This window comes from Puia sp. (genome assembly GCF_036500295.1).
In the GTDB taxonomy this organism is placed as follows: domain Bacteria; phylum Bacteroidota; class Bacteroidia; order Chitinophagales; family Chitinophagaceae; genus Puia.
On record NZ_DASYCH010000120.1, the window covers coordinates 13,550 to 37,862 of the forward strand.

The following is a 24,313-nucleotide window of genomic DNA, read 5'->3' on the forward strand; positions in this document are numbered from 1 at the left end:
ATGAACATTTCCGAGTTATCCCTCAAGCGCCCGGTTCTGGCTACCGTGATGAATTTGATGCTGATCCTGTTCGGCGTCGTAGGATATAATTTTCTGGCGGTGCGGGATTACCCGGCCATCGATCCGCCGATAATCACCGTCAATACCAACTACACCGGCGCCAACCCCGAGCTGGTCGCCAGCCAGATCACCGAGCCGCTGGAGAAGAATATCAACGGGATCCCCGGGATCCGCACCATCACCTCCTCGAGTACGCTCGGCAGCAGCTATATCACGGTCGAATTCAACCTGGGCGTCGATCTCGAGGCCGCAGCCAGTGATGTCCGTGACAAAGTAGGGCAGGCGCAACGCTCACTACCGCTGGATATCGATGCCCCGCCGGTAGTGACCAAATCGGATGCGAACGCCGATTATATCCTGATCCTGGCCGTGCAGAGCCGGACCAAGAGCCTGATGGAGCTGAGTGACTATGCCGAGAACGTCCTGCAGCAGCAGTTGCAGACCATCGACCAGGTCAGCGCCGTGAACGTATTCGGCGACAAGACCTATTCGATGCGCATCTGGCTGAACCCCGATAAGATGAATGCCTATGGCATCGCCTTTAATGATGTCGCCACGGCGATGAGCAGCGAGAATGTCGAACTGCCGCCGGGGAAGATCTATGGTAACAATACCGAATTGACGATCAAAACGCTGGGGCGGCTGACGACGGAAAAGGAATTCCGCGATGTCATTCTGCGCGAGGACAGCTCGGGGATCGTCCGGCTGAGCGATGTGGCGCGCGTGGAACTCGGGCCGCAGAATCCCGAGCAAAGCTGGAAATTCAATGGGGTCAATGCGGTGGGCCTGGCCATCATCCCCCAACCCGGCGCCAACAATATCGCTATCGCCGATGAGTTCAACAAACGGCTGGAAGAGATCAAGCGGGCCAACAAGTCCGATCTGGTCTTCAGCGTGCTGATCGATAATACAAAGACCATCCGGCAGAGTCTCGACGAGGTGAAGGAAACGCTGATCATCGCCTTTGCCCTGGTGGTGCTGGTGATCTTCTTCTTCTTCCGCAACTGGCTGATCGCCCTCCGGCCGCTGATCGACATCCCGATCTCGCTGATCGCGACCTTCTTTATCATGTACGTGGCCGGGTTCACGATCAATATCCTGACCCTGCTGGGCATCGTGCTCGCCACGGGCCTCGTCGTGGACGATGGTATTGTGGTCACTGAAAATATTTTCCGAAAACTGGAACAGGGCCTGCCGATCCGCAAGGCGGCGGTGGAGGGCAGCAAGGAGATCTTCTTTGCGGTGATCTCCACTTCGCTGACGCTGGCGGTGGTATTCATGCCGGTGGTGTTCCTGCAGGGGTTTGTGGGCCGGCTTTTCCGCGAGTTCGGGGTGGTGCTGGCGGCAGCCGTGCTGATCTCCTCCTTTGTCTCGCTGACCATCACCCCCGTGCTGAACGTGTACCTGACGAGCAAGAAATCGGGTCATGGATGGTTCTATAATAAGACCGAGCCGTTCTTCACCGGGATGGAGACCGGCTATCTGCGGATGCTCAAAGGCTTTATGAAGATCCGCTGGATGGCCTGGGTGCTGATCGGGGTTTGCGGCGTGATGATCCTGATCATCATGAAGAATATGCAAAGCGAGATCGCTCCGCTGGAAGACCGGAACAGTGTCCGCTTCAGCGTGACGCTGCCCGAGGGATCCAGCTATTCCTATACGGAAAAGGTGACCGACCAGGTCTCCAACTATCTGTATGATTCCGTGCCGGAACGGTCCTTCGTATTCGCGCGGGCCCCGGCGGGCTCCAATACCAACCAGGCGCAGCCGCGTATCGGCCTTGTCGACCCCTCCGAACGTCACCGGAGCCAGGCCGAGATCGCCGCCGATCTGCAGAAGAAAGTGGCACGCTTCAATGACGCCCGCATCTTTGCCATCCAGGAGCAGACGATCGCCGTAGGCTCGGGGTCGAAGACCAGCCTTCCCGTACAATTCGTTCTGGAGAACCAGGACCTTGATAAAATGAAGAAGATCCTGCCGGATTTCCTCGAAGCCTGTCGCCGGGATAAGACCTTTTCCAATGTGGATGTCAACCTGAAGTTCAACAAGCCGGAGCTGCAGATCACGGTCGACCGGATGAAGATCAAGGACCTCGGGTTGTCCACCAACGACGTCATCTCCGCCATGCAGGCGGCCTTTAGCGGCGGGCGGCTGGCGTACTTCCTGATGAACGGTTTCCAGTACTATGTCATCGCCCAGGTCGAAAGGAACGATCGCAACGACCCCACCGATATCAGCAAGATCTATGTGCGGAACAAAAGCGGGGATCCGATCCCGCTGGACGCCGTCGTGCATGTCGAACAGAACAGCAGTCCTTCTACGCTCTATCACTTTAACCGGTACAAGGCAGCGACCATCTCCGCCGCCCTTGCGGACGGCAAGACCATCGGCGACGGGATCGAGGCCATGCAGGGGATTGCCAACAAGATGCTGGACGCCAGTTTCCAGACTGCCCTGTCGGGGCCTTCGAGAGACTATGCGGAAAGCTCCTCCAACATCGTCTTTGCTTTCGTGCTGGCGCTGGTGCTCATCTACCTGGTTCTGGCCGCACAGTTCGAGAGCTTTGTCGATCCGTTTGTGATCATGCTGACCGTTCCGCTGGCGCTGGCCGGGGCGCTGCTGAGTCTTTATTTGTTCCACCAAACGCTGAACATCTTCTCGGAGATCGGGATGATCATGCTGATCGGGCTGGTCACGAAGAACGGCATCCTGATCGTGGAATTTACCAACCAGAAACGGGAGCAGGGAATGGGCAAGGTAGAGGCGGTGATCGAAGCGGCATCGCAGCGGTTGCGACCGATCCTGATGACCTCGCTGGCGACTTCGCTCGGGGCCCTGCCCATCGCACTGAGCCTTGGGGCGGCGGCTACCAGCCGCATCCCGCTGGGGATCGTGGTTGTCGGCGGGATCATGTTCTCTCTGATCCTGACCCTGTTCGTGATCCCGGCAGTGTATACCTTTATCTCCAGCAAGCGAAAAGTACATCTTACGGAGGTGACCGAATAATCGATTGGACTAAATGACTATGAGAAAACTATATTTCGGCTGGCTGGCGGTGTTGCTGCCGGCAGGCTATCTGGGGGCACAGACACTGACGCGGGACGAGGCCGTGCGCATCGCCTTGAAAAATAACCTGGGCATCGAGCTGGCAAGGAACAATGTGTCCACGGCGGTTATTTACAACAGTTATGGGATCGCCGGCGGGTTGCCGGTCGTGACCGGCAGTCTCTCGGACCAGGAACAGGCCACGAGCCTCCGCCAGAAATACGCCGACCCCGCCAATAATAAGGCAAGCGATAATGCTTTCTCCAATAACCTCTCCGCATCGGTGGGGGGATATATCTTATTGTACAACGGACAGCGGGTGGTGACGGCTAAACAGCGGCTGGGCGCCATCGAGGCGCAGACCAGAACACAGCTGTCCTCACGGGCCCTGCTGCTGGTGAACAATGTGCTGATGAAGTACTATGATGTCGTCCGGCAGCAGAGCTATGCCAAGACCCTCCAGGCGTCGATCGATGCGCAGAAGCAGCAGCTGGCGATCGTCCAGGCCCAGCAGAGCGTAGGCCTTGCCAACAATGCCGATCTGTTCCAGTCCCAGGTCGATCTCAACACGCAGATCCAGAACCTGCAGGCCCAGCAATTGGTGATCGACCAGGGAAAGACCGATCTGCTGACACTGCTGACGGTCAATCCCGACAGCGCCGTCGTCGTCGAAGACACCATCCTCATCGACCGCAATATCCGGCTGGCCGATGTGCTTGGGGCCGTACGCACAGCCAACCCCGATGTCATCGCCGCCAACAGCCAGATCACCATCAACCAGTACATCGAGAAGGAAACGGGCGCACTGCGGTATCCCTCCCTCAGTGCCGGTGCGGGGTATAACTACAGCCGGACGCAGAACTCCGCGGGCTTCAGCCTGCTGAACCTGAACTACGGCCCTTATGCCGGGATCACGCTGAACATCCCCATCTTCAACGGGAATATCTACAAAAAGCAGGAGCAGGTGGCGCAGCTGAATACGAAGAACGCACAACTGGTGCGGGACACCTTGTTGCTGAACTATACTTCCCAGGCCGTCAAGAATTTCCAGGCTTATACCAGCAATCTGCAGCAGGTGGAGACGGCCAGGGCCAACTATGAACTTTCACAGAAACTGCTCGATCTCGTGATGAAACGGTTCCAGCTGCGGCAGGCCACGATCGTGGATGTGAAGAATGCACAGCAGAGCTTCGAGAATGCGGGCTTCCTGCTGGTGAATGTGAGCTATGCCGCGAAGGCGGCGGAGATCGCGTTGCGGCGGTATGCGAATCAGCTGACGAATTAGGCTCGCTGCCCGGCCGGGTCTTTGCCGACGGTTCCCCCTAGAACAGCGTCTGCACCCCGTACATGATCTTTGTCTCATGGTCAAGCAACCATTTCTTGCGCCACAGCCCGCCGGCATAGCCGACAAGATCGCGTTTGCTGCCGATGACCCGGTGGCAGGGAACGACGATGGCAATGTTATTGCGGCCGTTGGCAAAGGCGGCGGCGCGGATGGCCTTGGTGTCGCCGAGTCGGCGGGACAGTTCGAGATAACTGATGGTCTTTCCGAAGGGGATCGCCATGAGCTCATTCCATACACGTTGCTGGAAGGGGCTCCCATCCTGGTAGACAGGGAATTCGAAGATGCGGCGCTGTCCCTGGAAGTACTGGATCAGCTGCTCGATACATTGGATGACCATGGGCGTGACGGGACCATGAAGACCTGCGCGCTCCCGCTGGTAGTCGCTTTCATCGAGATGATCGACAAAGCTGATCTCGTTGATATAGGTATCCGTTCCGCCGATGCGCAGCAGGCCGAGCGGGGATTGATAGTAGGTCGAGGTGATGGCCAGGGTCGTTGACATGGATCAGCCTATTTTCCAGCCGTTGGTTACCTTTTTATCAGGTGTCAATAAAACTACTTCTTTTTTGTCAGTATACACACCCAGAACGAGGCATTCGCTGAAAAAATTCGCGATCTGTTTCGGCGGGAAATTGACGATGGCAATGACCTGTTTGCCGATAAGTTCCTGCTTTTCATACAGCTCGGTTATCTGCGCAGAGGATTTTTTAATGCCCGCTTCACCGAAATCGATGGTCAATTTATATGCGGCTTTCGTTGCTTTGGGAAAATCGCTAACTTCAAGGATCGTTCCGACACGAATATCTATCTTCTCAAAATCCGGCCATTCGATGGTTGGCATGGTTCTCGTTTTTATCTTTATTTAAATATACAATTTTATGAAACGTACAGCAACAGCCGCGTGGAGCGGCTCCGGAAAAGAAGGTAACGGCAATTTGACGACCCAAAGCACGACCCTGAACAAGGCCCAGTATTCGTACAAGACGCGTTTCGAAGAAGGTGTCGGGACCAACCCCGAAGAATTGGTGGCGGCGGCGCATGCCGGCTGTTTCACGATGGCGCTGGCTTTTGCCCTGCAGGGCGCGGGATTCACGGCGGACAGCCTGGAGACCACGGCCACAGTGAATTTTGATCTGAATGCACCGCCGACCATTACACAATCGGCACTGGTCGTAAAGGCGAAGGTGCCCGGTATCACGAATGAAAAATTTCAGGAGCTTGTCAAGGGCGCCGAGACAGGTTGCCCGGTAAGCCGCGTGCTCAAATGCGAGATCACCACGCAGGCGACGCTGCTGTAGACGCATGATGACGCGGGCGGCCGACGCCTGCGGTCATTAATGCGAGATTAATTTTGCAATTTTAGCACCTCCGGGTGCTTTTTTTTTATTTAATTTAGACCTTATGACCACAAAGAAAAACTCCCGCCGCGAATTTCTGCGCGGCACCGCGATGGCTGCCACAGGATTTTTTATCGTTCCCCGTCATGTTCTTGGCCGTGGATTTGTCGCCCCCAGTGACCGGCTGACAGTTGCCGCGATCGGCTCCGGCGGCAAGGGCCATGACGATCTGAAGAATTTTTTCAGCAGCGGAAAAGTGGATGTCGCCTTCCTGTGCGATGTCGACGACCGCCAGGCCGCGAAGGCCCGGCAGGAATATCCGAAGGCAAAATACTATAAGGATTTCCGCGAGATGCTGGATAAGGAGCACAAGCATTTCGACGCCTGCAATGTTTCCACGCCCGATAACATCCATGCGGTGGCGGCGATGGCAGTCATGCAGCTTGGCAAACATGTGTATTGTCAGAAACCGATGACGCACGATATCTATGAGGCCCGCATGATGACGGAAGCGGCCAAACGCTATAAGGTGGTGGCCCAGATGGGCAACCAGGGTTCTTCCGGCGACGGCGTACGCCTGATGCAGGAATGGTACAATGCGGGGCTGATCGGCGACGCCACGGCCATCCATGTCTGGACGAACAGACCTGTATGGCCACAGGGGATTGCCAAACCGACGGGGCAGGAAGATATCCCGGCGGAGCTGAACTGGGATCTCTGGCAAGGCCCTGCCAGGGCCGACGACTATCATAAGACATTCCTACCCTTCAACTGGCGGGGTTGGTGGGCCTATGGCACCGGCGCCCTTGGCGATATGGGTTGTCATCTAATCGATCCGCCGTTCAAAACGGTGGGACTGGGTTATCCCAATGCGGTGGAATGCAGCGTCAGCTCCACCTATGAAGTGATGTGGAACCCGACGTATCATCCCGAAAGCTGTCCCACGTCGTCCTATGTGAAGATGAACTTCCCCGGCAAACCCGGCAAGCCCGACGTGGCGCTGCACTGGATGGATGGCGGCATCCGCCCTGTACGGCCGGACGAACTCGGGCCCGACGAGCCGATGGGCAATGACGACGGCGGCGCAATCATCACCGGGACCAGGGGAAAGATCATGTGCAACTGCTATGGCGCCAAACCGACTCTGCTGCCGACCTCGCGGATGTCCGAGGTAACCAGCATTCCACAGACGATCGCCCGCGTACCCGAGGGACACTATCATCAATGGGTGAATGCCTGTATCGCAGGCTATGGCCAGAAAGAGCTGAGTTCGCCGTTCGATTATGCCGGTCCGCTGACCGAGACGATCCTGATGGGCAACCTGGCGCTGCGGTCCTATATGATCAAGGATGCCAACGGGCATTTCCCCGGCAGAAAGAAGCTGCTCTGGGATGCACAAAATATGAAGATCACGAATTTCGACGAAGCCAACCAGTTCGTAAAACGGGAATACCGTCCCGGTTGGACGCTAGGAGTATAAGCGAACCGATACGCTAATTTTTTGAATGGCCACCACCCGGTGGCCATTTTCTTTTAGTGATCATTTGTTAAACAAAATGTTAATCGCTCGTTAATGATCAGTTAACCGCTCGTTAACCGTCCGTTAACATGGCTGGGGTAGTTTTGGCCCATGAACCAGGCGAAAACCCCATTGCTAACCGGCTTGCTGCTTCTCCTTTTTTATATTCCCGCCCTCGCTCAAACGGGAAGGATCACCGGCAAGGTCTGGAATACCGAAACGAATGCCCCCGTCCCCGGCGCCTCCGTCGTGCTGGAAGGCAGACAAGGCGGCGTCAGCACGGATGTCGACGGGCAGTTCTTTTTGACCGCAGAGCGCGGAAAATGGTACACCCTGACCGTTTCGGGAGTGGGCCTGGTGACCCGCCGGCTCGACAGCGTCACCGTCAACGCGAACGCGACTCCATTAAATGTACTGGTCACCACCAACCAAAAAAGCCTGCAGCAGGTGGTCGTCAGCACCAGCATCCGGCGGGCTTCCGTTGCCTCCTTATATTCCATTCAAAAGAACAGCTCCGCCATCTCGGACGGCATCAGCGCGGATATCATCCGGCGCAGCCCGGACAAGAATACCGGGGATGTCCTCAAGCGGGTGAGCGGCGCCTCCATCCAGGATAACAAATTCGTCATCATCCGCGGGATCAACGAACGGTACAATGTCGCGATGCTCAACAATGCCCCATTGCCCAGCACAGAGGCCGACAAAAAAGCCTTCGCCTTCAATATCCTCCCCTCATCCCTCGTCGACAACCTGACCATCTACAAGGCGGCTACGCCCGATCTGCCCGGCGATTTCTCCGGCGGGGCGGTAAAGGTGCAGACAAAGGATTTCCCCTCCCAGCCGATCAGCGAGCTCTCCGTTTCCCTCGGCATCAACTCAAAGACAACGGGCAAGAACTTCTATAAAGGCCAGCCCAATGGCAAATATGACGGGCTGGGCTACCTGGACAACTCGAGGCTGATCCCCGGGCCTTATTATCGCCAGCGGGGCGCGGAGTTCATCAATAATACCGCCGATTACAAACGGGAAGTGACAAAGATGTTCCCCAACACTTTTGGGTTCCAGGCGGCCAGACAAAGCCTGCCCGCCATCAGCCTGCAATACACCGGCGGCAATACCCGGCTGCTGTCCAACGGCCGGAAGCTCGGCGCGATATTCAGTCTTGGGTATGGCAACGGTCGCGCGGTATCCGACCGCAACCGGGATGAGTATGACGTCAACCGGACCTTTCAGGAGGGCTACACGACGGCCAACTACGAGGACAAGGCTAACCTTTCGGCATTGCTGAGCCTGGCCTATTCCTATGGCCGGAGCAAGATCGCCTGGAAGACGGTCTACTATAACGAATTTGTCAAGACGCTGGCCCAGCGCAAAGGCTATAGCGAGGTCAACGATCCCAACTTCTTCTATTCCCGGAGCGTGAACAACGAGGTAAGCCAGAACGGCCTCGTGCATTCGGTGGTCGAAGGAACCCATAAGCCGGGTAACGGCTGGGCCATCGACTGGATGGGCGGCGTCGGGTATACCTACCGGAACCAGCCGGACCAGAAGATCCTTTCCTTCAAGAGCGCGGATAATGTGGATGCCGGCTATTCCCTCAGTCTCAGCACGGAGAACTCCCCGGCGATCCGGACCGCCGGCCGCATCTATTCCTTTCTCGGGGAATGGATCTATGACGGCGGCTTTTCGGTGAGCAAGACATTCAAATTAGGCGAGCAGGTCCAGAAATGGCAGTTCGGGTCGCTGAATGTGTATCGCGACCGGAGTGTGAATGTCAGCGCGCTGGGCTATGCCGGCCTTGGCGATAAGGGAGTGACCATCGCCGAGTCGAAGGAGATCAGTTTCGGTACGCTGTTCACCCCGGATAATATCGACCGGTACGATCTGACGGTAGCCAATATCGCCAACAACTCCACCGACTATACGGCCAATGCCCTGCTCAACGCCGGGTATATGATGCTGGACAACCGGTTCAGCGAGAAGCTGAAGGCAACCTGGGGTCTCCGGGTGGAGCGTTACCGCCAAAAGCTGAACGCGCAGAACAAGACGCCGATCGATGTGGAGAATACCGATCTGTTACCCTCGCTGCTCCTTACCTATGCGCTGAGTAACCGGACCAACCTTCGCCTTTCCGGCAGCCGTGCCGTCAACCGGCCGGAGTTCCGGGAGCTGGCCTCCTATGCCGTGTACGATTATGATAACAACCTTTCGGTGACCGGCAATCCCGGGCTGAAGCGGGCGCAGAACACCAATGCCGATCTGCGGTTTGAGTTCTTCCCACAGTCGGGCGAGATCCTTTCGGCAAGTCTGTTCTACAAATATTTCACCGATCCCATCGAGCAGACGAATCTCGGGAACAACAATCTGGGCTACGACAATGCCGACAACGCGTATGTCTATGGCGCCGAGATCGAGGTCCGCAAGAAGCTGGACTTCACCGGCAGCGATTGGCTGAGCCATCTGACGGTATATACCAATGCCGCCTATATCAAGGGGGGCGTTCAGTTCAACGGCCAGAACCTGAAGAGTCCGATGCAGGGACAGAGTCCTTATCTGATCAATGCCGGGCTGCTCTATGTGCCGGAGAACGAAAGCTGGTCCATGAACGTCCTCTACAACCGCATCGGCCCGAGGCTGCAGTTCCGCGGCGTCAGAGGCGGCTTCAACATCTTCGAGAATCCGCGCAATGTGCTGGATGTGCAGGTGAGCAAGAAACTGCTGAAGGATAAACTGGAGTTGAAGCTCACCCTGAGCGATCTGCTGGCCCAGCCCTTCCGGTGGTATTACAAATACGATCCCTCGACAACGCATATCGGCTATGACCAGGCGAAGGATGCGATCATCCGCAGCTTCACCTTCGGCACCACGGCAACTATCGGCTTGCGATACAATTTTTAAATAAAGCAAAGAAAACACCATTTATGAAGAACATTTTTTTCGCGACTTTCCTGGGGGCCACTTTACTCGGCGTCGCCTGTAAGAAGAGCGACGACAAGCCCAATCCGCCGGGTGGCGGTGGCGGCGGGGGGACAGATACCTCGACCAACGTTTTTGTCCGGGGCGTGATCTCTGCCGATCAGCATTGGGTAAAGACAAAGACCTATCATCTGCGGGGCTATGTGTATGTCAACAACAACGCCACGATCACCATCGATCCGGGAACGCGGATCGTTTCCAACAAAGACTCCGCCGGCGTGCTGGTGATCTATCGTACGGCGAAGATCAATGCACAGGGCACGGCGGCAGAGCCGATCGTCTTCACTTCGGGGGAAGCCGGGCCCAAGCCGGGCGACCTGGGCGGCGTAGTCATCGTAGGTCAGGCGAAAGGTAACACCAACCACCAGGTCCTCGAGGGCGGCGTCGATCCGCAGTTCAGCGTATTCGGCGGCACCAATGACGCGGACAACTCGGGCACGTTGAAATACGTCCGCATCGAGTATGCAGGCAAGGCCGTGAACCCCGGCGACGAGATCAACGGGCTTTCGCTGTATGGCGTCGGCTCCGGCACCACGCTCGACTATATCCAGGTGGTGCGCGGGTTGGATGACGGCTTCGAATTCTTTGGCGGCACCGTCAGCGCCAAACACCTCATCGCCTACAACTGCGCCGATGACGACTTCGACATGGACGACGGTTTCTCCGGCAATATCCAGTTCGCGATCTCGGTCAAGGATCCCGCCTTTACAGACGACAAAGGCGTCACCGGCGACCTCTCCAACAACTTCGAAGTGGACAACGTGAATCCCGCCAATTTACTGAGCTATGGCAAAACGCCGATCACCGCGCCCGTTCTGTCCAACTTTACGGCCATCGGTCCCAACAACGCGGCCGGCACAAAAGCCGACTACGGTTATGGAATGCGCTGGAGAAGAGGCTGCAAATTCATCCTGGCCAACTCGATCATCATGGGCGGCCAGAAGGCCGGTCTCGATATCGAACAGGATTCCACCGCGCTGTACTATTCCCGGGGAGATTCCAAATTCTATAACAGCTTCCTGCATGCCGTGGCCAACCCCTTCCAGGTCGGCGGTCTTTCGATCAGCCCGGCGGTGCTCGATGCGGCTGCCTTGCAAACGATCACCACGACCACCAATGGGAGCGTGCTCTACGCCAACGCCGCCGATATCAAGCTGACCGACCCCTTCAACAACACCAGCCCGAACCTGAAGCCGGCGTCGGGATCACCGGCTTTGTCCACCGCGGCGAAGTTCGATCTGACAAAACTGAATGTGGCCTTCTTTGATAAGGTGAACTATATCGGTGCGCTGGATGCCAGCAATGACTGGACCGCCCAGTGGACGATATGGAATAAATGATTTTTGTCTTGGTTCGACAGAAAAGCTAACGGGCTGCTCCGGGAGGGGCGGCCCTTAGTGTTTTTAAAGCACCACATTCTTATTGGTGAACCATGTTTCGGGGGATGATTTAGTCGCCGAGAAGCTTCGCCAGATCAAGCAGTTCTTTTGCCTTGTACGCGTTGCGTTCGTCGTCAAAACATTTGCTAAACTCCTCGAGCGCCGTCTGGATGATCCGGTTGTGCGAGAGCGGTTTGAAGTAGGAGTTTACGGGGGGCACGGAAATACGTTTGAAATAGCTTTCCACGTCCTTGTGGGAGAACACCTGACCGCTGGTCGGATCGATAAAGAACTCGATACGCTGCAGCGGGCTGAGCTTTTCGGGGTTCTCTTCGTAGTAGGGCTTTATGTAAGCCAGCACGAACTGCCGGGGGATATTGATGGCTTTTACCGGGATGTCCAGCAGTTCGCTAAGCAACAGATAGAGGATCCCGTTGGTGATCGAGTTGCCCCGTTTGGTCTCGATCAGTTTATTGATGAGAAACTCTTCGGGGTGCTGATAGGCGACTTCCGTGCCTTTCAATCCGTAGTAATTATAAAGGATGCTGGTCACGACATGCACCTGTTCCAGCGGCGTGAGATAACTGTTGAGCTCGAGCCAGATATTGCGCCGGAGTTTTTCGACTTCCTGGAGTACCGGGGTGGTCACCAGATCGGGATACTGAAACTTCGCCACGAGGAGCGAGGCGGTGAGCAGGTCCTGATAGCTGCTGCTTTTCCAGTGGGTGAAGTCTTCCGTGAGATCGTGGTAATGCAGTTTGTGGATGAGCAGTTCGATCCTCTCCTGTACCTCGTTGCTGATCGTGTTTTCCCAAAGGCTCTCGAGATTGGGAATGATCCCCCGCCCATAGCTCACGATGCGGCTGCTGACGGAATCGAACACTTCCTGGTCGGGGTCATCGATCAAATGGAACAGGGCCAATATTTCCTTATTTTCCTGCATAGTGGTTTTTGCCTTCCCAAATCTACAACCTAAGATCGAGGAAGTTCATAAGAGTTTAGTGGACTTATTATCCACAGTAACGCCATAAATGTTCATTAAATTGCGTGCCAGAATGCAGCGGTTCGGGGAACTGCGGCTTAGCTGCCTTTTTTCTTGCGGGGCACCCGTTTGGGGGGGTTGGCCTTTACCTCTTCGATAATGGCTTTCACCTCTTCGATGGTCAGATCGGCGGCGGTTTCCTGCTTTTCCTTTGGCAGCTTGTAGTTCCGTAAGCCCTGTTTGATATAGGGGCCGTAGGGGCCGCGGAGCAGCTGGATCTTTTCCTTTTCAAAGACCTTGATCGTGCGTTGTTCCTTTGCCGCGCGTTTTTCGACGACCATGGGCTGAGCCACTTCGAAACTGATCGTATAGGGGTCGAATTCCTTGCCCAGCGAGTAGAATTTGCCGTCGTGAGCGATATAAGGTCCGAAGCGGCCGATATTGACCGTCACATCTTTATCCTCAAAAATCCCCAGGTTGCGAGGCAGGCGGAAGAGCTCCATCGCTTCGTCATAGCTGATGGTTTCGATACTTTGGGTATTCTTAAGCTTGGCGAATCGCGGTTTCTCTTCATCGTTGACATCGCCGATCTGGACCATGGGCCCATAACGGCCCATCCGGGCGACGACCTTCTTGCCGCTGGCCGCATCGATACCCAGTTCCCGTTCGCCTTTTATGCGTTCGGCGTTTTCGATGGTGTTGTCGACATCCTTTTTAAAGGGGTTGTAGAAATCATCGATCATTTTGCTCCATTGCATCTTGCCGCGCGCCACTTCGTCGAATTCTTCTTCGATGCGGGCCGTGAAATGGTAGTCCATGATATCGTCGAAATATTGCTTGAGGAAGTCCGTCACCACCAGGCCGAGGTCGGTGGGGAATAATTTGGACTTTTCAGCGCCGGTATTCTCCTGTTCGACCAGCTTTTCGATCTTGTCGTTTTGGAGCTGAAGAATCCGGAAATCCCTTTTCACGCCTTCCTTGTCCCGCTTTTCCACATAGCCTCTTTTCAGGATGGTGGAGATCGTGGGCGCATAGGTGGAGGGACGGCCGATGCCGAGCTCTTCCAGCTTTTTTACGAGGGAGGCCTCGGTATAACGGGGCAGGGGACGGGTGAAGCGCTCGATCGCCTTCATTTCTTTTAGCGGAAGCTTTTGCCGCACCGCAAGCGGGGGAAGCATCCCCTCCTGGCCGTCCTCTTCTTCCGACATATCGTCTTCATCACGATCTTCCATATAGACTTTCAGGAAGCCGTCGAATTTGAGGACTTCGCCGCTGGCAGTCAGGTCTTCTTTGTTGGTGGAGATCTGGATCTTCGCAATGGTCTTCTCCAGTTCAGCATCCGCCATCTGGCTGGCCATGGTCCGCTTCCAGATAAGCTCATAAAGGCGACGGCAGTCGGCATCTTCCACCGTCATCGAATCCATATAAGTGGGACGGATGGCTTCGTGGGCTTCCTGCGCGGATTCGTTCTTGTTCTTGAATTTCCGGGCCTGATGGTACTTATTCCCATACTGACTTTTTATCTGGTCGGCGGCGGCGCCCATGGCCAGTTCGCTCAGGTTGACGCTGTCGGTACGCATATAGGTGATCTTACCGCTTTCATAGAGCTTTTGCGCCAGCAGCATGGTGCGGCTGACGGAATAGCCCAGTTTCCGGCTGGCCTCCTGCTGGAGGGTGGAAGTGGTGAAGGGCGCCGCGGGACTTTTCTTCCCGGGCTTCACCTGGATATCCGTGACGGTATAGTCAGCCTTTATACAGCTTTGCAGGAATTTCTCGGCATTCTCGGCGGTGGACTGCTTCTTTCCTTCAGCCGAAAAGGTGACGGCTTTGCCGTTGACATCATTTGCGGTAAAGAGCGCTTCGATCTTAAAGGAACTGACGGCAGTGAAGGCGTTGATCTCCCTTTCGCGTTCGGCAATGATCCGGACGGCGACGCTTTGTACCCGGCCCGCGCTTAGGTTGTTCTTCATGCTCATCTTGCGCCAGAGGACCGGACTGAGCTCAAAGCCCACGATGCGGTCGAGGATCCGGCGGGCCTGCTGGGCGTTGACGAGGTTCATATCCACCGTTCGCGGTTTTGTGACGGCCGACTTGATGGCGGTATGGGTGATCTCGTGAAAGACGATGCGTTTCGTGGTGACGGGATCGAGGCCGAGGACTTCGCAAAGGTGCCAGGATATAGCTTCCCCTTCGCGGTCCTCATCCGTCGCGAGCCATACTTCGCCCGATTTCTTGGCGACGGCTTTCAACTCTTTGACAACCTTTTCTTTATCTGCGGGGACAATATAGCGGGGACGGTAGTTGTTCTTGATATCGATGCCCATATCATCCTTTTCGAGGTCGCGGATGTGACCATAGCAGCTCTTTACCTCGAAATCCTCTCCCAAAATCTTCTCGATGGTCTTGGCTTTCGCCGGGGACTCGACTATTAATAAATTTTTGGCCATGTATTATTATATGCCTGTTGGCGTGCAATTTTACAGTAATAGAACCAAACTAAAAAATCAGCAGGGTCCGGCGGTCAGCGCCGGCTGGTTTGGCCGTTTTTTCTATGCACTGACAATCAGTTGGTTACAAACTGATAAACACGAAGTTATAAGTTTATGAATAGATATTCCATCTTTCCGCTGGGTGATTCGGGAATTACTATCGATTTAGGCAATACCATTGACGAACAACTGAATGTAAAAGCGCTCGCCATTCATAACTGGCTTGACACGCACCCTTTTCCCGGCCGGCAGGATATCATTATGGCCTACAGTTCGGTGACGATGTTATACGATCCGACGGAACTCGCGGCCAGCGGCATCCCCGGTGCCGCCGGCGCGTACGAATGGCTGGAAGGGCTGCTTCACCGGGCCTGGCAGGAGACGGACGCGGCAGGGGTCTTGAAGGACTGGCTCGGGGAGGGACGGGTCGTCGATATCCCCGTGTGTTATGACGCCGGATTTGCACCCGATATGCAATGGGTGGCGACGCAAAAGGGACTATCGCCGGAGGAAGTGATCGCGTTGCATACGGGCGAGGTGTATCGGGTGTATATGCTTGGATTCCTGCCGGGTTTTCCCTATCTGGGAAAACTGGATCAACGGCTGCAGATCTCCCGGAAACCGGCGCCCGTGCCCGTCGCGGGGGGCGGCGTAGGGATTGCCGGCATGCAGACAGGGATCTACTCGTTGAACAGCCCGGGTGGCTGGCAGATCATCGGCCGGACACCGATGAGTCTTTTCGACCGCGACAATTCACCCCCGGTGAGGCTGCAAGCGGGCGATAAAGTCCGGTTCCACGCCATTTCCGCCAAAGAATACCGGCAACTGGCGTCGCGTCCCGCATAGTAAGCGGTTTAAAAATTCGATGCTATTTTGGGTTTGTTAATTCGGTCGCTTATCAGTAGCTTAGATGTCTCCATATGTTAGACCCAGTGTCTGATAAATCCCGTCTCTTGAAGCCATTGTTGCGACCCACACCTCAAATCAAAACCAATCTATGGCTTTCTCCATTATTAAACCCGGTTTGCTCGACACCATTCAGGATCTGGGCAGACATGGGTCCGGCCGTTGGGGCGTCAGTCCCGGCGGAGCGATGGACGGTTATGCGGCCGAAGTGGCCAATCTTCTGGTCGGCAACGACCGGCAGGAAGCCGTGATCGAGATACATTTCCCCGGTCCGCAGATTCTTTTCGAACAGAATACACTCATCGCGATCACGGGCGCCGATTTCTCCCCAACGGTGAATGACGAAGTGATCCCCCGGTGGCAGCCCGTTGTCGTAAGAAAGAATACGGTGTTGCATTTTCCGTCGCTGGTGCAGGGCGGGCGATGCTACCTCAGTGTGCATGGCGGCTATTGTCTCAAGAAATGGCTCAACAGCTATAGCACGAACCTCAAGGCCACGGCCGGCGGGTGGGATGGCCTGGCCCTGAAAAAAGGGGATGAACTGCCGTTCAACGAGAATACCATTTACTTCGCGGGTCTGTTAAAGGAAGAGAGCAATTTCGAGACCCTGCCCTGGCGCGTCAACACCGAAAATATCTATCAGTTTCCACATGAGATCGGGTTCCTCCCGGGGCACGAGTTCGGCGGCCTGTCCGACGCCTCGAAGACCGCCTTCCTGGAAAATAATTTTATGATCCATCCTTCTTCCGACCGGATGGGCTACCAGCTGAAAGGGGCGCCGCTGTCCCTTGACCGGCCGGTGGACCTGGTGTCTTCCGCCGTGAGTTTTGGGACGGTTCAGTTGCTGCCCAACGGGCAGCTGATCGTGCTGATGGCCGACCACCAGACGACGGGCGGCTATCCCCGGATCGCCCATGTCGTCTCCGCCCATCTGCCCAAGCTGGCGCAGCTGCGGCCCTCCGATACGGTGCAGTTCAAGCTCATGGATCTCGCGCTGGCCGAAAAGATGCTGGTGTCCAGAAAGAAAGAGCTGCATATCCTGCAACGAAGCTGTATGGATCATCTAAACGAGCGGGTGTGCTAAGCACGGGCGGCGGGCCGGCCCCGGTGATCGATCTCAATTGCGACATGGGGGAGGGCATGGATACGGACGCGGCTATTTTTCCTTTTATCAGCAGTGCGAACATCGCGTGTGGCGCCCATGCGGGCGACGAAACCATTATGCGCCGGACCGTCGAGCTGGCGGTGCGGCATGGCGTGGCCATCGGCGCACATCCGTCCTATCCGGACAGGGAACATTTTGGGCGGGTGGATTTGCTGGGAGACCCTGCACCGGCGACCGGGCTGGCGTTGTTGGAAGATTCGCTTAATGAACAGCTGGTTGCCCTTGCCGCCGTTTGCCGCGACATTGGCGTCCGGCTGCATCATGTCAAACCGCATGGGGCGCTATATAACCGGGCCGCGCGTGACGGCGTGGTAAGTGGCGTGATCGCCCGCGTGGTGGCGGCATTCGACCCCGCATTGCTGTTCTACGGCCTTAGCGGCAGCGGGATGGCGCCTGCGGCAGCGACAGCCGGGCTGAATTTTGTCAGCGAGGTCTTTGCGGACCGGACCTACCGGCCCGACGGGAGTCTGACGCCGCGGTCGGAACCCGGGGCCTTGATCGAAAATAGCCCCGCCGCCGTCGCACAGGCGTTGAAGATGGTGCGGGAGGGCCGCGTGACCGTGGCCGGCTCCCCCGAGGAGATCGCCTTGCGTGCCGGGACGGTTTGTCTCCACGGCGACGGCGCCCACGCCGTGGAATTTGCGCGGCTGATCCACGATGCGCTGATCGCCGCGGGGATGCGGATTACAGCGCCGGTCTGAGGAACCGGGATGCTCGTCGCCGGCGCCGGAGTTACCCCCCGATGCAACGAATTGCGCGCTGAAGCGGTCTATCTAATTATGAGGAAATGTGTGTTGCTGATCGGCTGCTTATGGATGGGCTTGGGGCAAGCCGGCGCTCAGAACAGAGGGCTGGAACTGGGGTCGGGCGCCGCGGACGGGCCGGACACGAGCTACTATAAATCATTTCGCGGGAGCCTGATCCCGCGATTCTTTTTTTCCCGCAACTACAGCCAGCTGCACTTCAAGCCCGGCGGCGGCCTGCCCGAGATGCATTATCATGCAAATACCCCCCTCAACTTCGGCGTCGGCATCGCCTACCGGTATTTTTCCTTCAGCCTTTCCGAAGGCCTGGGGTTTTTGCAATCGGAGGGCCGCAAAGGGCATACGAAATCGTTCGATCTTCAAACCCATATCTACCGGCGGAAATGGACCTTTGACGCGCTGGCGCAGTTCTACCAGGGCTATTATCTCTCATCCCCCAACCTGGGGCCGGCAGAAGGCAGGCCTTATTATCTCCGGCCGGATATGCGGCTGAGAATGGTCGGCGTCACGGCTTACCGCATCCTCAACGACCGGCGCTTTTCCTATGGTTCCGGTCTGGGTCAGGGCGGGTTACAGCAGCGGTCGGCGGGCTCTTTTCTTTTGGGCGGAAACGTCTTCTATACGGCTATCAACGCCGACAGTGCACTGGCGCCGCGCAAAGTCGACTCAGCCTACAGCGATGCGGGGATCCGCAAGATGCACCTGGTGCTCGTCGGCGTAGGCCTCGGGTATGCCTACACTCTTGTCTACCGGAAGCACTGGTTTCTCGTGGGGTCGGCGAACATCAACCTCAACGCGAATTTCTCGCGGGAGATCGGTGACGGGGTCCGCAAGGCCAGGGCAGGGTTATCGCACAATTTTATCTTCCGTGCGGGCGCGGGCTACAACACCCCCAAATGGGCGCTTAGCTTCTTATGGTTTACCGGCGGCATCAACGCGGAAGGCGGGTATTCTCACTATACCTATTCGCTCCAGACCGGGAGCTACCGGCTGATCTTTGTACGGCGCTTTGCCACCAACCGCCGGACAAAGCAGATGCTGCAAGAGTAGCAAGCCTCCGCCGGCAGTACGCGGCAGGCGCCGGCGGCATGTCGCGGCGGGCAATAAGCGGCCTCGGTTTTAGCTTTTCATTTGCAATTTGATCGGCGATTTCCCGTTTCTCTCTTGTTCCCCACTCCAACACAACGAAGCACGTCCGGCAGTCATCGCCGGCCGTAACTCAACCATTTTATTTATGGCAACGACAACAACCGATCGGGGCCGGCTTGACAGCGGCTATACCTATGATTCTTTCACAGGGGCGACAAGCCGGACAAAGCAGCCCCCCGAAACACATTTTTTATGGTGGTGCTCCGGCGCCTATCAGGGATTGTTAAAAGACTGCCCATCCGAGCATAGCAAGTATGCCGGCCTGGGCGGGGTGCTGCTGGCCACCTTTGCGCTGGCTTCCTTATCTGCCGGCTATGCGATGTACAGCGTATTCTCCAACCCGGTATGGGCGGTCCTGTTCGCCCTGCTTTGGGGACTGATCATTTTCAATTTCGACCGGTTTCTGGTCTCGACCATGCGGAAGTATGGGGTGTCGGGACGAAAGCAGATCTGGATGGCCGCGCCGCGGCTGGCCCTAGCGCTGCTCATCGGCTTTACGATCGCCCGGCCACTGGAGTTGAAGATCTTCGAGAAAGAGGTGGATGTACAGCTGGCGGCCAACCGCCACCAGATGCTGTTACTGAACGATAGCCTGTTACAGGCCGAAAACCGGCAGAAGCTGCAGACGGCGCAACAGGAACGGGACCGCCTTGGCGCCCGGAAGACGGCGTTGGAAGATACCCTTCACCAGCTGCAGCAGGATTATATCCGGGAAGCGGACGGCACCAGCGGCTCGCAGCAGCGGGGGATCGACAAGCTCACCCGGCTGAAACAACAGGCCTATGAATCGGCACGGCAGCAATATGGGCCCGAACTGGGGCAGCTGGAACGGCAGATCCATTACCAGGATAGCCTGATCGCGGAGACCAACGCGGGCCGCGAGCTCCGTAATCGCCAGTATGAGGAACAAGTCAGGGCGGATGTCGGCTTTTTGCAACGGAACAAAGCACTGGCCGATCTCTCGGCGCATGAACCCAGCGTTTTTTGGGTCAGCCTCCTGCTCTCGCTGTTGATCATCCTGATCGAGATCGGCCCCATTCTGTCCAAGCTGATCATGAATACCGGTCCCTACGATCTTGCCCTGGCTTCCCTCGAACTTCGGCAAATGGCGGCGTCAGAGGAGGAAATGCGGCTCGATAAGGCAAAACGGATCTCAAAAGATATCCCCCAGGAGTAGGTTTGGCCCGGTATTTTCTGTATTGCCCAAAAAATACTTCTATGGAAAAGCTAAGGACAGAACCGGTCAGCGTAGAAGGAGAGGAGTTTGTATTGGAAGAAAAGGATCACGGTGATCTGGTTGTCTATGATATTTACCGTAAAGGTAACTTCCTGCACAAGGGCAAATACCTGATGACCCTTGCGGATGACGGCAGCATCCTGTTCATGAATTTCAACGTATCGGAGGAAGACAGGGAAATGTTTCAATTAACACATCTGAATCAATTCATTGAGAAGATCGGCACCTGTTTTCTAAAGAAAATGACCCCCGCATAATGTAGAAATCCCTCCCGATCGGGAGGGATTTTTTTTCCACAAAAACATTACAGCAGATCGTACTTTCTGACCCGGTGATGGGTGCAGAACGGATTCTTCCTGGCCAGCTCGTTGAGGCGGCGAATGGTCGCCTCATCGGGGGGGTCGGGCGGAAGGATTTTTTTCACCACGCCGGTCCTGTTTCTTCGAGTTGGACTGCTGAAAATGCTAATCTTCGATTCAGGTAAAGCCGAGGGCCAGGCGTGAATAGAATTTGTCTTCATGATATTGCTTTGTATCTATACTAACTCAAAAAGGATACCACCACCGCGGTCAAACGAAGCGCGTTTCCTTTTATAACAAACTGCTAACCAAAAATCAGGCAGCGATATTAACACGTTATTATTCTTATATTGGGGGTTGAACGTCCAATTGATTGAGGAAAGGAATTCTGATACGGTTCGTTGCGGCTATCGCATGTAGCTGGTGCTGTTTGGTCTCGTATGCGCAGCGGGACAGCACCCACCACCGGTTCCAACGGTGGAAGAACAATAATATCTTCCAATTCTTTCGCAACGCGATCACCAAGGGCCGGCCGGACTCGGTGATGAACATCAATACCCTCGCTCCCCTCAATACCAAGAGCGAAAGCCCTTTTAAGCCCTATGAGGGCAAGACCATCCGGCACATCTACATCCGGGGATACGGTTTTGAGCAGACCTTTACGGATACTTCCAAACGCCTGCAGTATGCCGGCACCAATCTACTGAACCATTTGCACCGCAAGACCCGGGATTGGGTCATCCGGGACGCGCTCTTTATCAAGGAAGGAACTCCCGTGAATGCTTATAAGCTGGCCGATAACGAGCGCCTCATCCGCAGCCTGAACTTCATCCAGGACGCCCGTATCCTGGTTCAGCAACAGCCGGATGACTCCACCTCGGTGGATCTGGTGGTGGTGGTCAAAGACCTGTTCAGTATCAGCGGGGCGATCGGCAGCCTGGGGTACCCGCCCTTCAGCATCCGGGGGAATATCCAGGAGGCCAATTTCCTGGGGATGGGACAGCGGGTGCAGGTGGGCGCCAACGTCGAACAAAGCCGGAAACCAACGTTTGGACCGCAGTTTCTCTACACTAAGAGCAATATCGGCCACTCATTTATCAACGCCACGGCCTCCTATACACAGATCAACAGCAATATTTACAATGGGACACCGGATGAGACGGCCTGGTTTGTCCAGTTGGACAGGCCTCTTTATGCCCCCTATGCGCATCTGGCGGGCGGGTTCCGGATCGGGAGTTTTGAAAATTTCAATGTCTATCAGCGGCCGGATAGCCTTTTCTTCAAGTATCAATATCATACGCACGACGGGTGGATCGGCTGGAACATCGGGTCCAACCGGTTTCTCAGCAATACCTCGGTGCGCGACCGCCGGTTCCTTGCCGTCCGGTATTTCCGCAACGATTTCGACAGCATCCCGAAGCAGTTGGCGCTGAATCCCGATCCGTTCAATTTCCGGTTCAACTCCCGGGAAGCCGCGCTCACGTCCTTCACCTTCTTCCGGCAGGACTTTTATAAAACCAACTACGTATACGGATTTGGAACGACAGAAGACCTTCCCGTCGGCTATAATATCGCCCTGACCAGCGGCTGGTACAAGCAGTTGTATCTGAACCGGATGTATACGGGTGTCGACGCCAACGAATTTGTCGTCACAAAACGGGGCGGGTTTGCCCAACTCTTTCTCCGCAGCGGGGTCTTTCTCTACCGGGGGCATGCCCAGGATGCGAGCGTACTGATCGGCGCAAGCTATTATAGCCCGTTGTTCGTCTGGCCCAATCTAAAGATCCGCCAATACATCAACTTCAGTTATTCGCGGCTGTTCAACCGGGTCGGGATCGACCCGCTGACCATCAACAACGTTTTTGGGTTGCGCTATTTCACCGGGGATTCGACCTTTGGGGCGCAGCGGGTGACGCTGCATTCGGAGACGACCTTCTATCTGAATTATAAGCTGCTGGGCTTTAAGTTCGCCCCCTTTGCCTTTGGGGACCTTTCCTTTCTGACCCCCGAGAGCGGCGCGCTGGAAAAATCGGCGCTGTATCATGGGATCGGGGCCGGGATCCGGGCGAGGAACGAGAACCTGGTCTTTAATACGATCGAGTTCCGGATGGTCTATTTTCCCCGAAAGACCCTGCAGAACAATTCCTTCAAGATCCTCATCAATACGGGTATCCAGTTCCGTTACAACAGCACCTATGTGCGACAGCCGGATGTCGTTTTCCTCAATACGGATGGATTGAACAGCATTTATTAAGATGGGTGGGCGGCGCGTCTGCCGCGGGCGGGCGTCCTAATCAACGGGGAATTGCCGGGTGGGAAGCCCCGCGCCGATAACCGCGGCCAGTTCCTGTGCCCAGAACCGGTAGGTGGCGGGTGAGGGATGGAGACCGTCGGCGACGAAACCTTCCGGGGTGGCGCCATCCGCGCGGCTGTGGCCGGTGATGTCGAGGAATCGGATCTTCTGCCGTTGGCTGGCTTCGCGGGCGACGGTGTTGAAGGCATCGATCTCCCCGGCGATCAGCCCCTTGTCGCGGCCCGCGCCAAAAGGAGAATAGCCCCAGTCGGGGATGGAGAGGACAAAGACCCTGGAAGAAGCGCCGGTGAGCAGTAAGGCTCTTTGGAGCAATGCATCAAACTGGGTGGCATATTCTCTGCTGTCGCGGCCACGGTATTGGTTGTTGACGCCGATCAGCAAAGTAACGATATCATAGTGGGGGAGGAGCCGGAGTGTCGTAAGGGTATGCGCCAGCTCGTCGGTGGTCCAGCCCGTGCGGGCGACGATCTCGGGAGCGTGGAAGTCGTAACCCGCCGTGCGCAGCCGCTGGACGGTCTGATAGGGATAGCCCTGGTACAGCGGAACACCTTCCCCGATGGTATAGGAGTCGCCGAGCGCGAGATAAGTATGCATAGTCGAATATAAGAAAAGGACGCCAGAAGCGTCCTTTTCGATCTCTTAATTGTTGTTGGCTGACTATTGTTGCTGACCGCCGCCGGCGCCCTGTATGCCTTCCATGCTATCTCTTTCGCCTTTCAGGTTCTTGCGTTTGAACAGCGCCATATCGAACTTCCCGAAACGCCAGTTGAACTGGAGCCGGAAGAACTGGGGATCCCTTCTGCGGGAGTAGTCCTGGACAAAACCTTCGGAGGTCGTAAAGACATTGTTCACGCGGGTGCGGAAGATATCGTTTACGCTCAGGGTCAGCGATGCCGTCCGGTTCTTCAGAAACTCATACCGGATGGCTGCATCCACACCGCCGGTGGGTTTGGTATAGCCCTGGGCATTGCCGCTGCTGCTGTTACCGAAGCCCCGGCCACCGCCGCCACCGTTTCCGGCGCTGCCGCCGGGCGGTAATACCGTTTTGCTGGTAAAGTCGCCAGACAGCTGGATGGTGACGCCTTTCATGACCTTGAAGCTGTTGTTGAGCTTGCCGAACCAGGACCAGCTTTGCGGCTGGGTGGCTACTGCGTTCTTACCCGTGTCGATGGTGTTGATATGGGAGGTAAAGAAGTTGATGCTGCTAGTCAGGTCCCACCATTTGGTGAGCGTATTGCGGCTGATCAGTTCGACGCCGCCCACGAAGCTGGATTCGGCGTTGATATACGTGTTGATGAACACCGGGCCCTTGGTGACCGGGTTGATGCCGGGCTGCTGATATCGGGT

19 protein-coding genes are annotated in these 24,313 nt (G+C 56.1%); 13 read left to right on the forward strand and 6 right to left on the reverse strand.

What is annotated here, in order from left to right; genetic code table 11:
* Both VGM48_RS22255 and VGM48_RS22260 read left to right on the forward strand, forming a co-directional pair.
* A complete protein-coding gene (locus VGM48_RS22255; RefSeq protein WP_331582658.1) occupies window positions 1-3,066 on the forward strand; it encodes an efflux RND transporter permease subunit in 3,066 nt (1,021 codons plus the stop codon).
* Window positions 3,067-3,085: 19 nt separating this feature from the next.
* On the forward strand, window positions 3,086-4,390 hold the full coding sequence (locus VGM48_RS22260; protein WP_331582659.1) for a TolC family protein: 1,305 nt from the start codon (window positions 3,086-3,088) through the stop codon (window positions 4,388-4,390).
* 37 nt (window positions 4,391-4,427) lie between these two features.
* Here VGM48_RS22260 and VGM48_RS22265 read toward each other — a convergent pair whose 3' ends face one another.
* Window positions 4,428-4,952 carry a methylated-DNA--[protein]-cysteine S-methyltransferase gene (locus VGM48_RS22265; RefSeq protein ID WP_331582660.1) on the reverse strand — a complete coding sequence of 175 codons (525 nt, stop codon included), beginning with the start codon at window positions 4,950-4,952 and terminating at the stop codon, window positions 4,428-4,430.
* A gap of 3 nt (window positions 4,953-4,955) precedes the next feature.
* Window positions 4,956-5,291, reverse strand: a complete 336-nt coding sequence (locus VGM48_RS22270) for a tRNA-binding protein (protein ID WP_331582661.1) — start codon at window positions 5,289-5,291, stop codon at window positions 4,956-4,958.
* 37 nt (window positions 5,292-5,328) lie between these two features.
* Here VGM48_RS22270 and VGM48_RS22275 point away from each other — a divergent pair, with 37 nt between their 5' ends.
* The 4 genes from VGM48_RS22275 to VGM48_RS22290 all read left to right on the forward strand — a co-directional run bounded on the left by VGM48_RS22275 (window position 5,329) and on the right by VGM48_RS22290 (window position 11,622).
* On the forward strand, window positions 5,329-5,748 hold the full coding sequence (locus VGM48_RS22275; RefSeq protein ID WP_331582662.1) for an OsmC family protein: 420 nt from the start codon (window positions 5,329-5,331) through the stop codon (window positions 5,746-5,748).
* 103 nt (window positions 5,749-5,851) lie between these two features.
* Window positions 5,852-7,267: a Gfo/Idh/MocA family oxidoreductase gene (locus VGM48_RS22280; protein WP_331582664.1), complete on the forward strand. Its 1,416-nt coding sequence runs from the start codon at window positions 5,852-5,854 to the stop codon at window positions 7,265-7,267.
* A gap of 150 nt (window positions 7,268-7,417) precedes the next feature.
* Complete coding sequence (locus VGM48_RS22285; protein WP_331582666.1) at window positions 7,418-10,204, forward strand: TonB-dependent receptor; 2,787 nt, start codon at window positions 7,418-7,420, stop codon at window positions 10,202-10,204.
* A 23-nt stretch (window positions 10,205-10,227) separates the two neighbouring features.
* Window positions 10,228-11,622: a hypothetical protein gene (locus tag VGM48_RS22290; protein ID WP_331582667.1), complete on the forward strand. Its 1,395-nt coding sequence runs from the start codon at window positions 10,228-10,230 to the stop codon at window positions 11,620-11,622.
* A 109-nt stretch (window positions 11,623-11,731) separates the two neighbouring features.
* Here VGM48_RS22290 and VGM48_RS22295 read toward each other — a convergent pair whose 3' ends face one another.
* Together VGM48_RS22295 and topA are read right to left on the reverse strand one after the other, a co-directional pair.
* Window positions 11,732-12,604, reverse strand: coding sequence for a transglutaminase family protein (locus VGM48_RS22295; protein WP_331582668.1), 873 nt, complete (start codon window positions 12,602-12,604; stop codon window positions 11,732-11,734).
* 137 nt (window positions 12,605-12,741) lie between these two features.
* A complete protein-coding gene (topA, locus tag VGM48_RS22300) occupies window positions 12,742-15,090 on the reverse strand; it encodes a type I DNA topoisomerase (protein WP_331582669.1) in 2,349 nt (782 codons plus the stop codon).
* A 156-nt stretch (window positions 15,091-15,246) separates the two neighbouring features.
* Between topA and pxpB the strand changes: the two genes are divergently transcribed.
* From pxpB to VGM48_RS22335, 7 genes are all read left to right on the forward strand, one after another.
* The gene (gene pxpB, locus VGM48_RS22305; protein WP_331582670.1) at window positions 15,247-15,978 is read left to right on the forward strand and encodes a 5-oxoprolinase subunit PxpB; all 732 of its coding nucleotides are present in this window, start codon (window positions 15,247-15,249) and stop codon (window positions 15,976-15,978) included.
* 151 nt (window positions 15,979-16,129) lie between these two features.
* Window positions 16,130-17,122, forward strand: a complete 993-nt coding sequence (locus VGM48_RS22310) for a biotin-dependent carboxyltransferase family protein (protein WP_331582671.1) — start codon at window positions 16,130-16,132, stop codon at window positions 17,120-17,122.
* Window positions 17,116-17,904, forward strand: a complete 789-nt coding sequence (locus VGM48_RS22315) for a 5-oxoprolinase subunit PxpA (protein WP_331582672.1) — start codon at window positions 17,116-17,118, stop codon at window positions 17,902-17,904. Before VGM48_RS22310 ends, VGM48_RS22315 begins: the two co-directional genes overlap by 7 nt.
* A 78-nt stretch (window positions 17,905-17,982) precedes the next feature.
* Window positions 17,983-19,017: a DUF4421 family protein gene (locus tag VGM48_RS22320; protein WP_331582674.1), complete on the forward strand. Its 1,035-nt coding sequence runs from the start codon at window positions 17,983-17,985 to the stop codon at window positions 19,015-19,017.
* A 184-nt stretch (window positions 19,018-19,201) separates the two neighbouring features.
* A complete protein-coding gene (locus VGM48_RS22325) occupies window positions 19,202-20,293 on the forward strand; it encodes a DUF4407 domain-containing protein (protein ID WP_331582675.1) in 1,092 nt (363 codons plus the stop codon).
* 41 nt (window positions 20,294-20,334) lie between these two features.
* On the forward strand, window positions 20,335-20,610 hold the full coding sequence (locus VGM48_RS22330; protein WP_331582676.1) for a hypothetical protein: 276 nt from the start codon (window positions 20,335-20,337) through the stop codon (window positions 20,608-20,610).
* A gap of 472 nt (window positions 20,611-21,082) precedes the next feature.
* Window positions 21,083-22,906: a hypothetical protein gene (locus VGM48_RS22335; RefSeq protein ID WP_331582677.1), complete on the forward strand. Its 1,824-nt coding sequence runs from the start codon at window positions 21,083-21,085 to the stop codon at window positions 22,904-22,906.
* A 36-nt stretch (window positions 22,907-22,942) separates the two neighbouring features.
* Here the strand turns inward: VGM48_RS22335 and VGM48_RS22340 are convergent, their stop codons facing one another.
* Window positions 22,943-23,560: an SGNH/GDSL hydrolase family protein gene (locus tag VGM48_RS22340; protein WP_331582678.1), complete on the reverse strand. Its 618-nt coding sequence runs from the start codon at window positions 23,558-23,560 to the stop codon at window positions 22,943-22,945.
* A 63-nt stretch (window positions 23,561-23,623) separates the two neighbouring features.
* Window positions 23,624-24,313, reverse strand: a 690-nt coding sequence (locus VGM48_RS22345) for an outer membrane beta-barrel protein (protein WP_331582679.1), incomplete at its 5' end; no start/stop codon positions are given.

Excerpts from the sequence above, each read along its gene's own strand:
- VGM48_RS22330 (WP_331582676.1), top strand. The coding sequence starts at position 20,335 with ATGGAAAAGCTAAGGACAGAACCGGTCAGCGTAGAAGGAGAGGAGTTT.
- VGM48_RS22325 (WP_331582675.1), top strand. The coding sequence starts at position 19,202 with ATGGCAACGACAACAACCGATCGGGGCCGGCTTGACAGCGGCTATACC.
- VGM48_RS22340 (WP_331582678.1), bottom strand. The coding sequence starts at position 23,560 with ATGCATACTTATCTCGCGCTCGGCGACTCCTATACCATCGGGGAAGGT.
- topA (WP_331582669.1), bottom strand. The coding sequence starts at position 15,090 with ATGGCCAAAAATTTATTAATAGTCGAGTCCCCGGCGAAAGCCAAGACC.
- VGM48_RS22320 (WP_331582674.1), top strand. The coding sequence starts at position 17,983 with ATGAGGAAATGTGTGTTGCTGATCGGCTGCTTATGGATGGGCTTGGGG.
- VGM48_RS22255 (WP_331582658.1), top strand. The coding sequence starts at position 1 with ATGAACATTTCCGAGTTATCCCTCAAGCGCCCGGTTCTGGCTACCGTG.
- VGM48_RS22285 (WP_331582666.1), top strand. The coding sequence starts at position 7,418 with ATGAACCAGGCGAAAACCCCATTGCTAACCGGCTTGCTGCTTCTCCTT.
- VGM48_RS22290 (WP_331582667.1), top strand. The coding sequence starts at position 10,228 with ATGAAGAACATTTTTTTCGCGACTTTCCTGGGGGCCACTTTACTCGGC.
- VGM48_RS22295 (WP_331582668.1), bottom strand. The coding sequence starts at position 12,604 with ATGCAGGAAAATAAGGAAATATTGGCCCTGTTCCATTTGATCGATGAC.
- pxpB (WP_331582670.1), top strand. The coding sequence starts at position 15,247 with ATGAATAGATATTCCATCTTTCCGCTGGGTGATTCGGGAATTACTATC.
- VGM48_RS22280 (WP_331582664.1), top strand. The coding sequence starts at position 5,852 with ATGACCACAAAGAAAAACTCCCGCCGCGAATTTCTGCGCGGCACCGCG.
- VGM48_RS22310 (WP_331582671.1), top strand. The coding sequence starts at position 16,130 with ATGGCTTTCTCCATTATTAAACCCGGTTTGCTCGACACCATTCAGGAT.
- VGM48_RS22260 (WP_331582659.1), top strand. The coding sequence starts at position 3,086 with ATGAGAAAACTATATTTCGGCTGGCTGGCGGTGTTGCTGCCGGCAGGC.
- VGM48_RS22275 (WP_331582662.1), top strand. The coding sequence starts at position 5,329 with ATGAAACGTACAGCAACAGCCGCGTGGAGCGGCTCCGGAAAAGAAGGT.
- VGM48_RS22270 (WP_331582661.1), bottom strand. The coding sequence starts at position 5,291 with ATGCCAACCATCGAATGGCCGGATTTTGAGAAGATAGATATTCGTGTC.
- VGM48_RS22265 (WP_331582660.1), bottom strand. The coding sequence starts at position 4,952 with ATGTCAACGACCCTGGCCATCACCTCGACCTACTATCAATCCCCGCTC.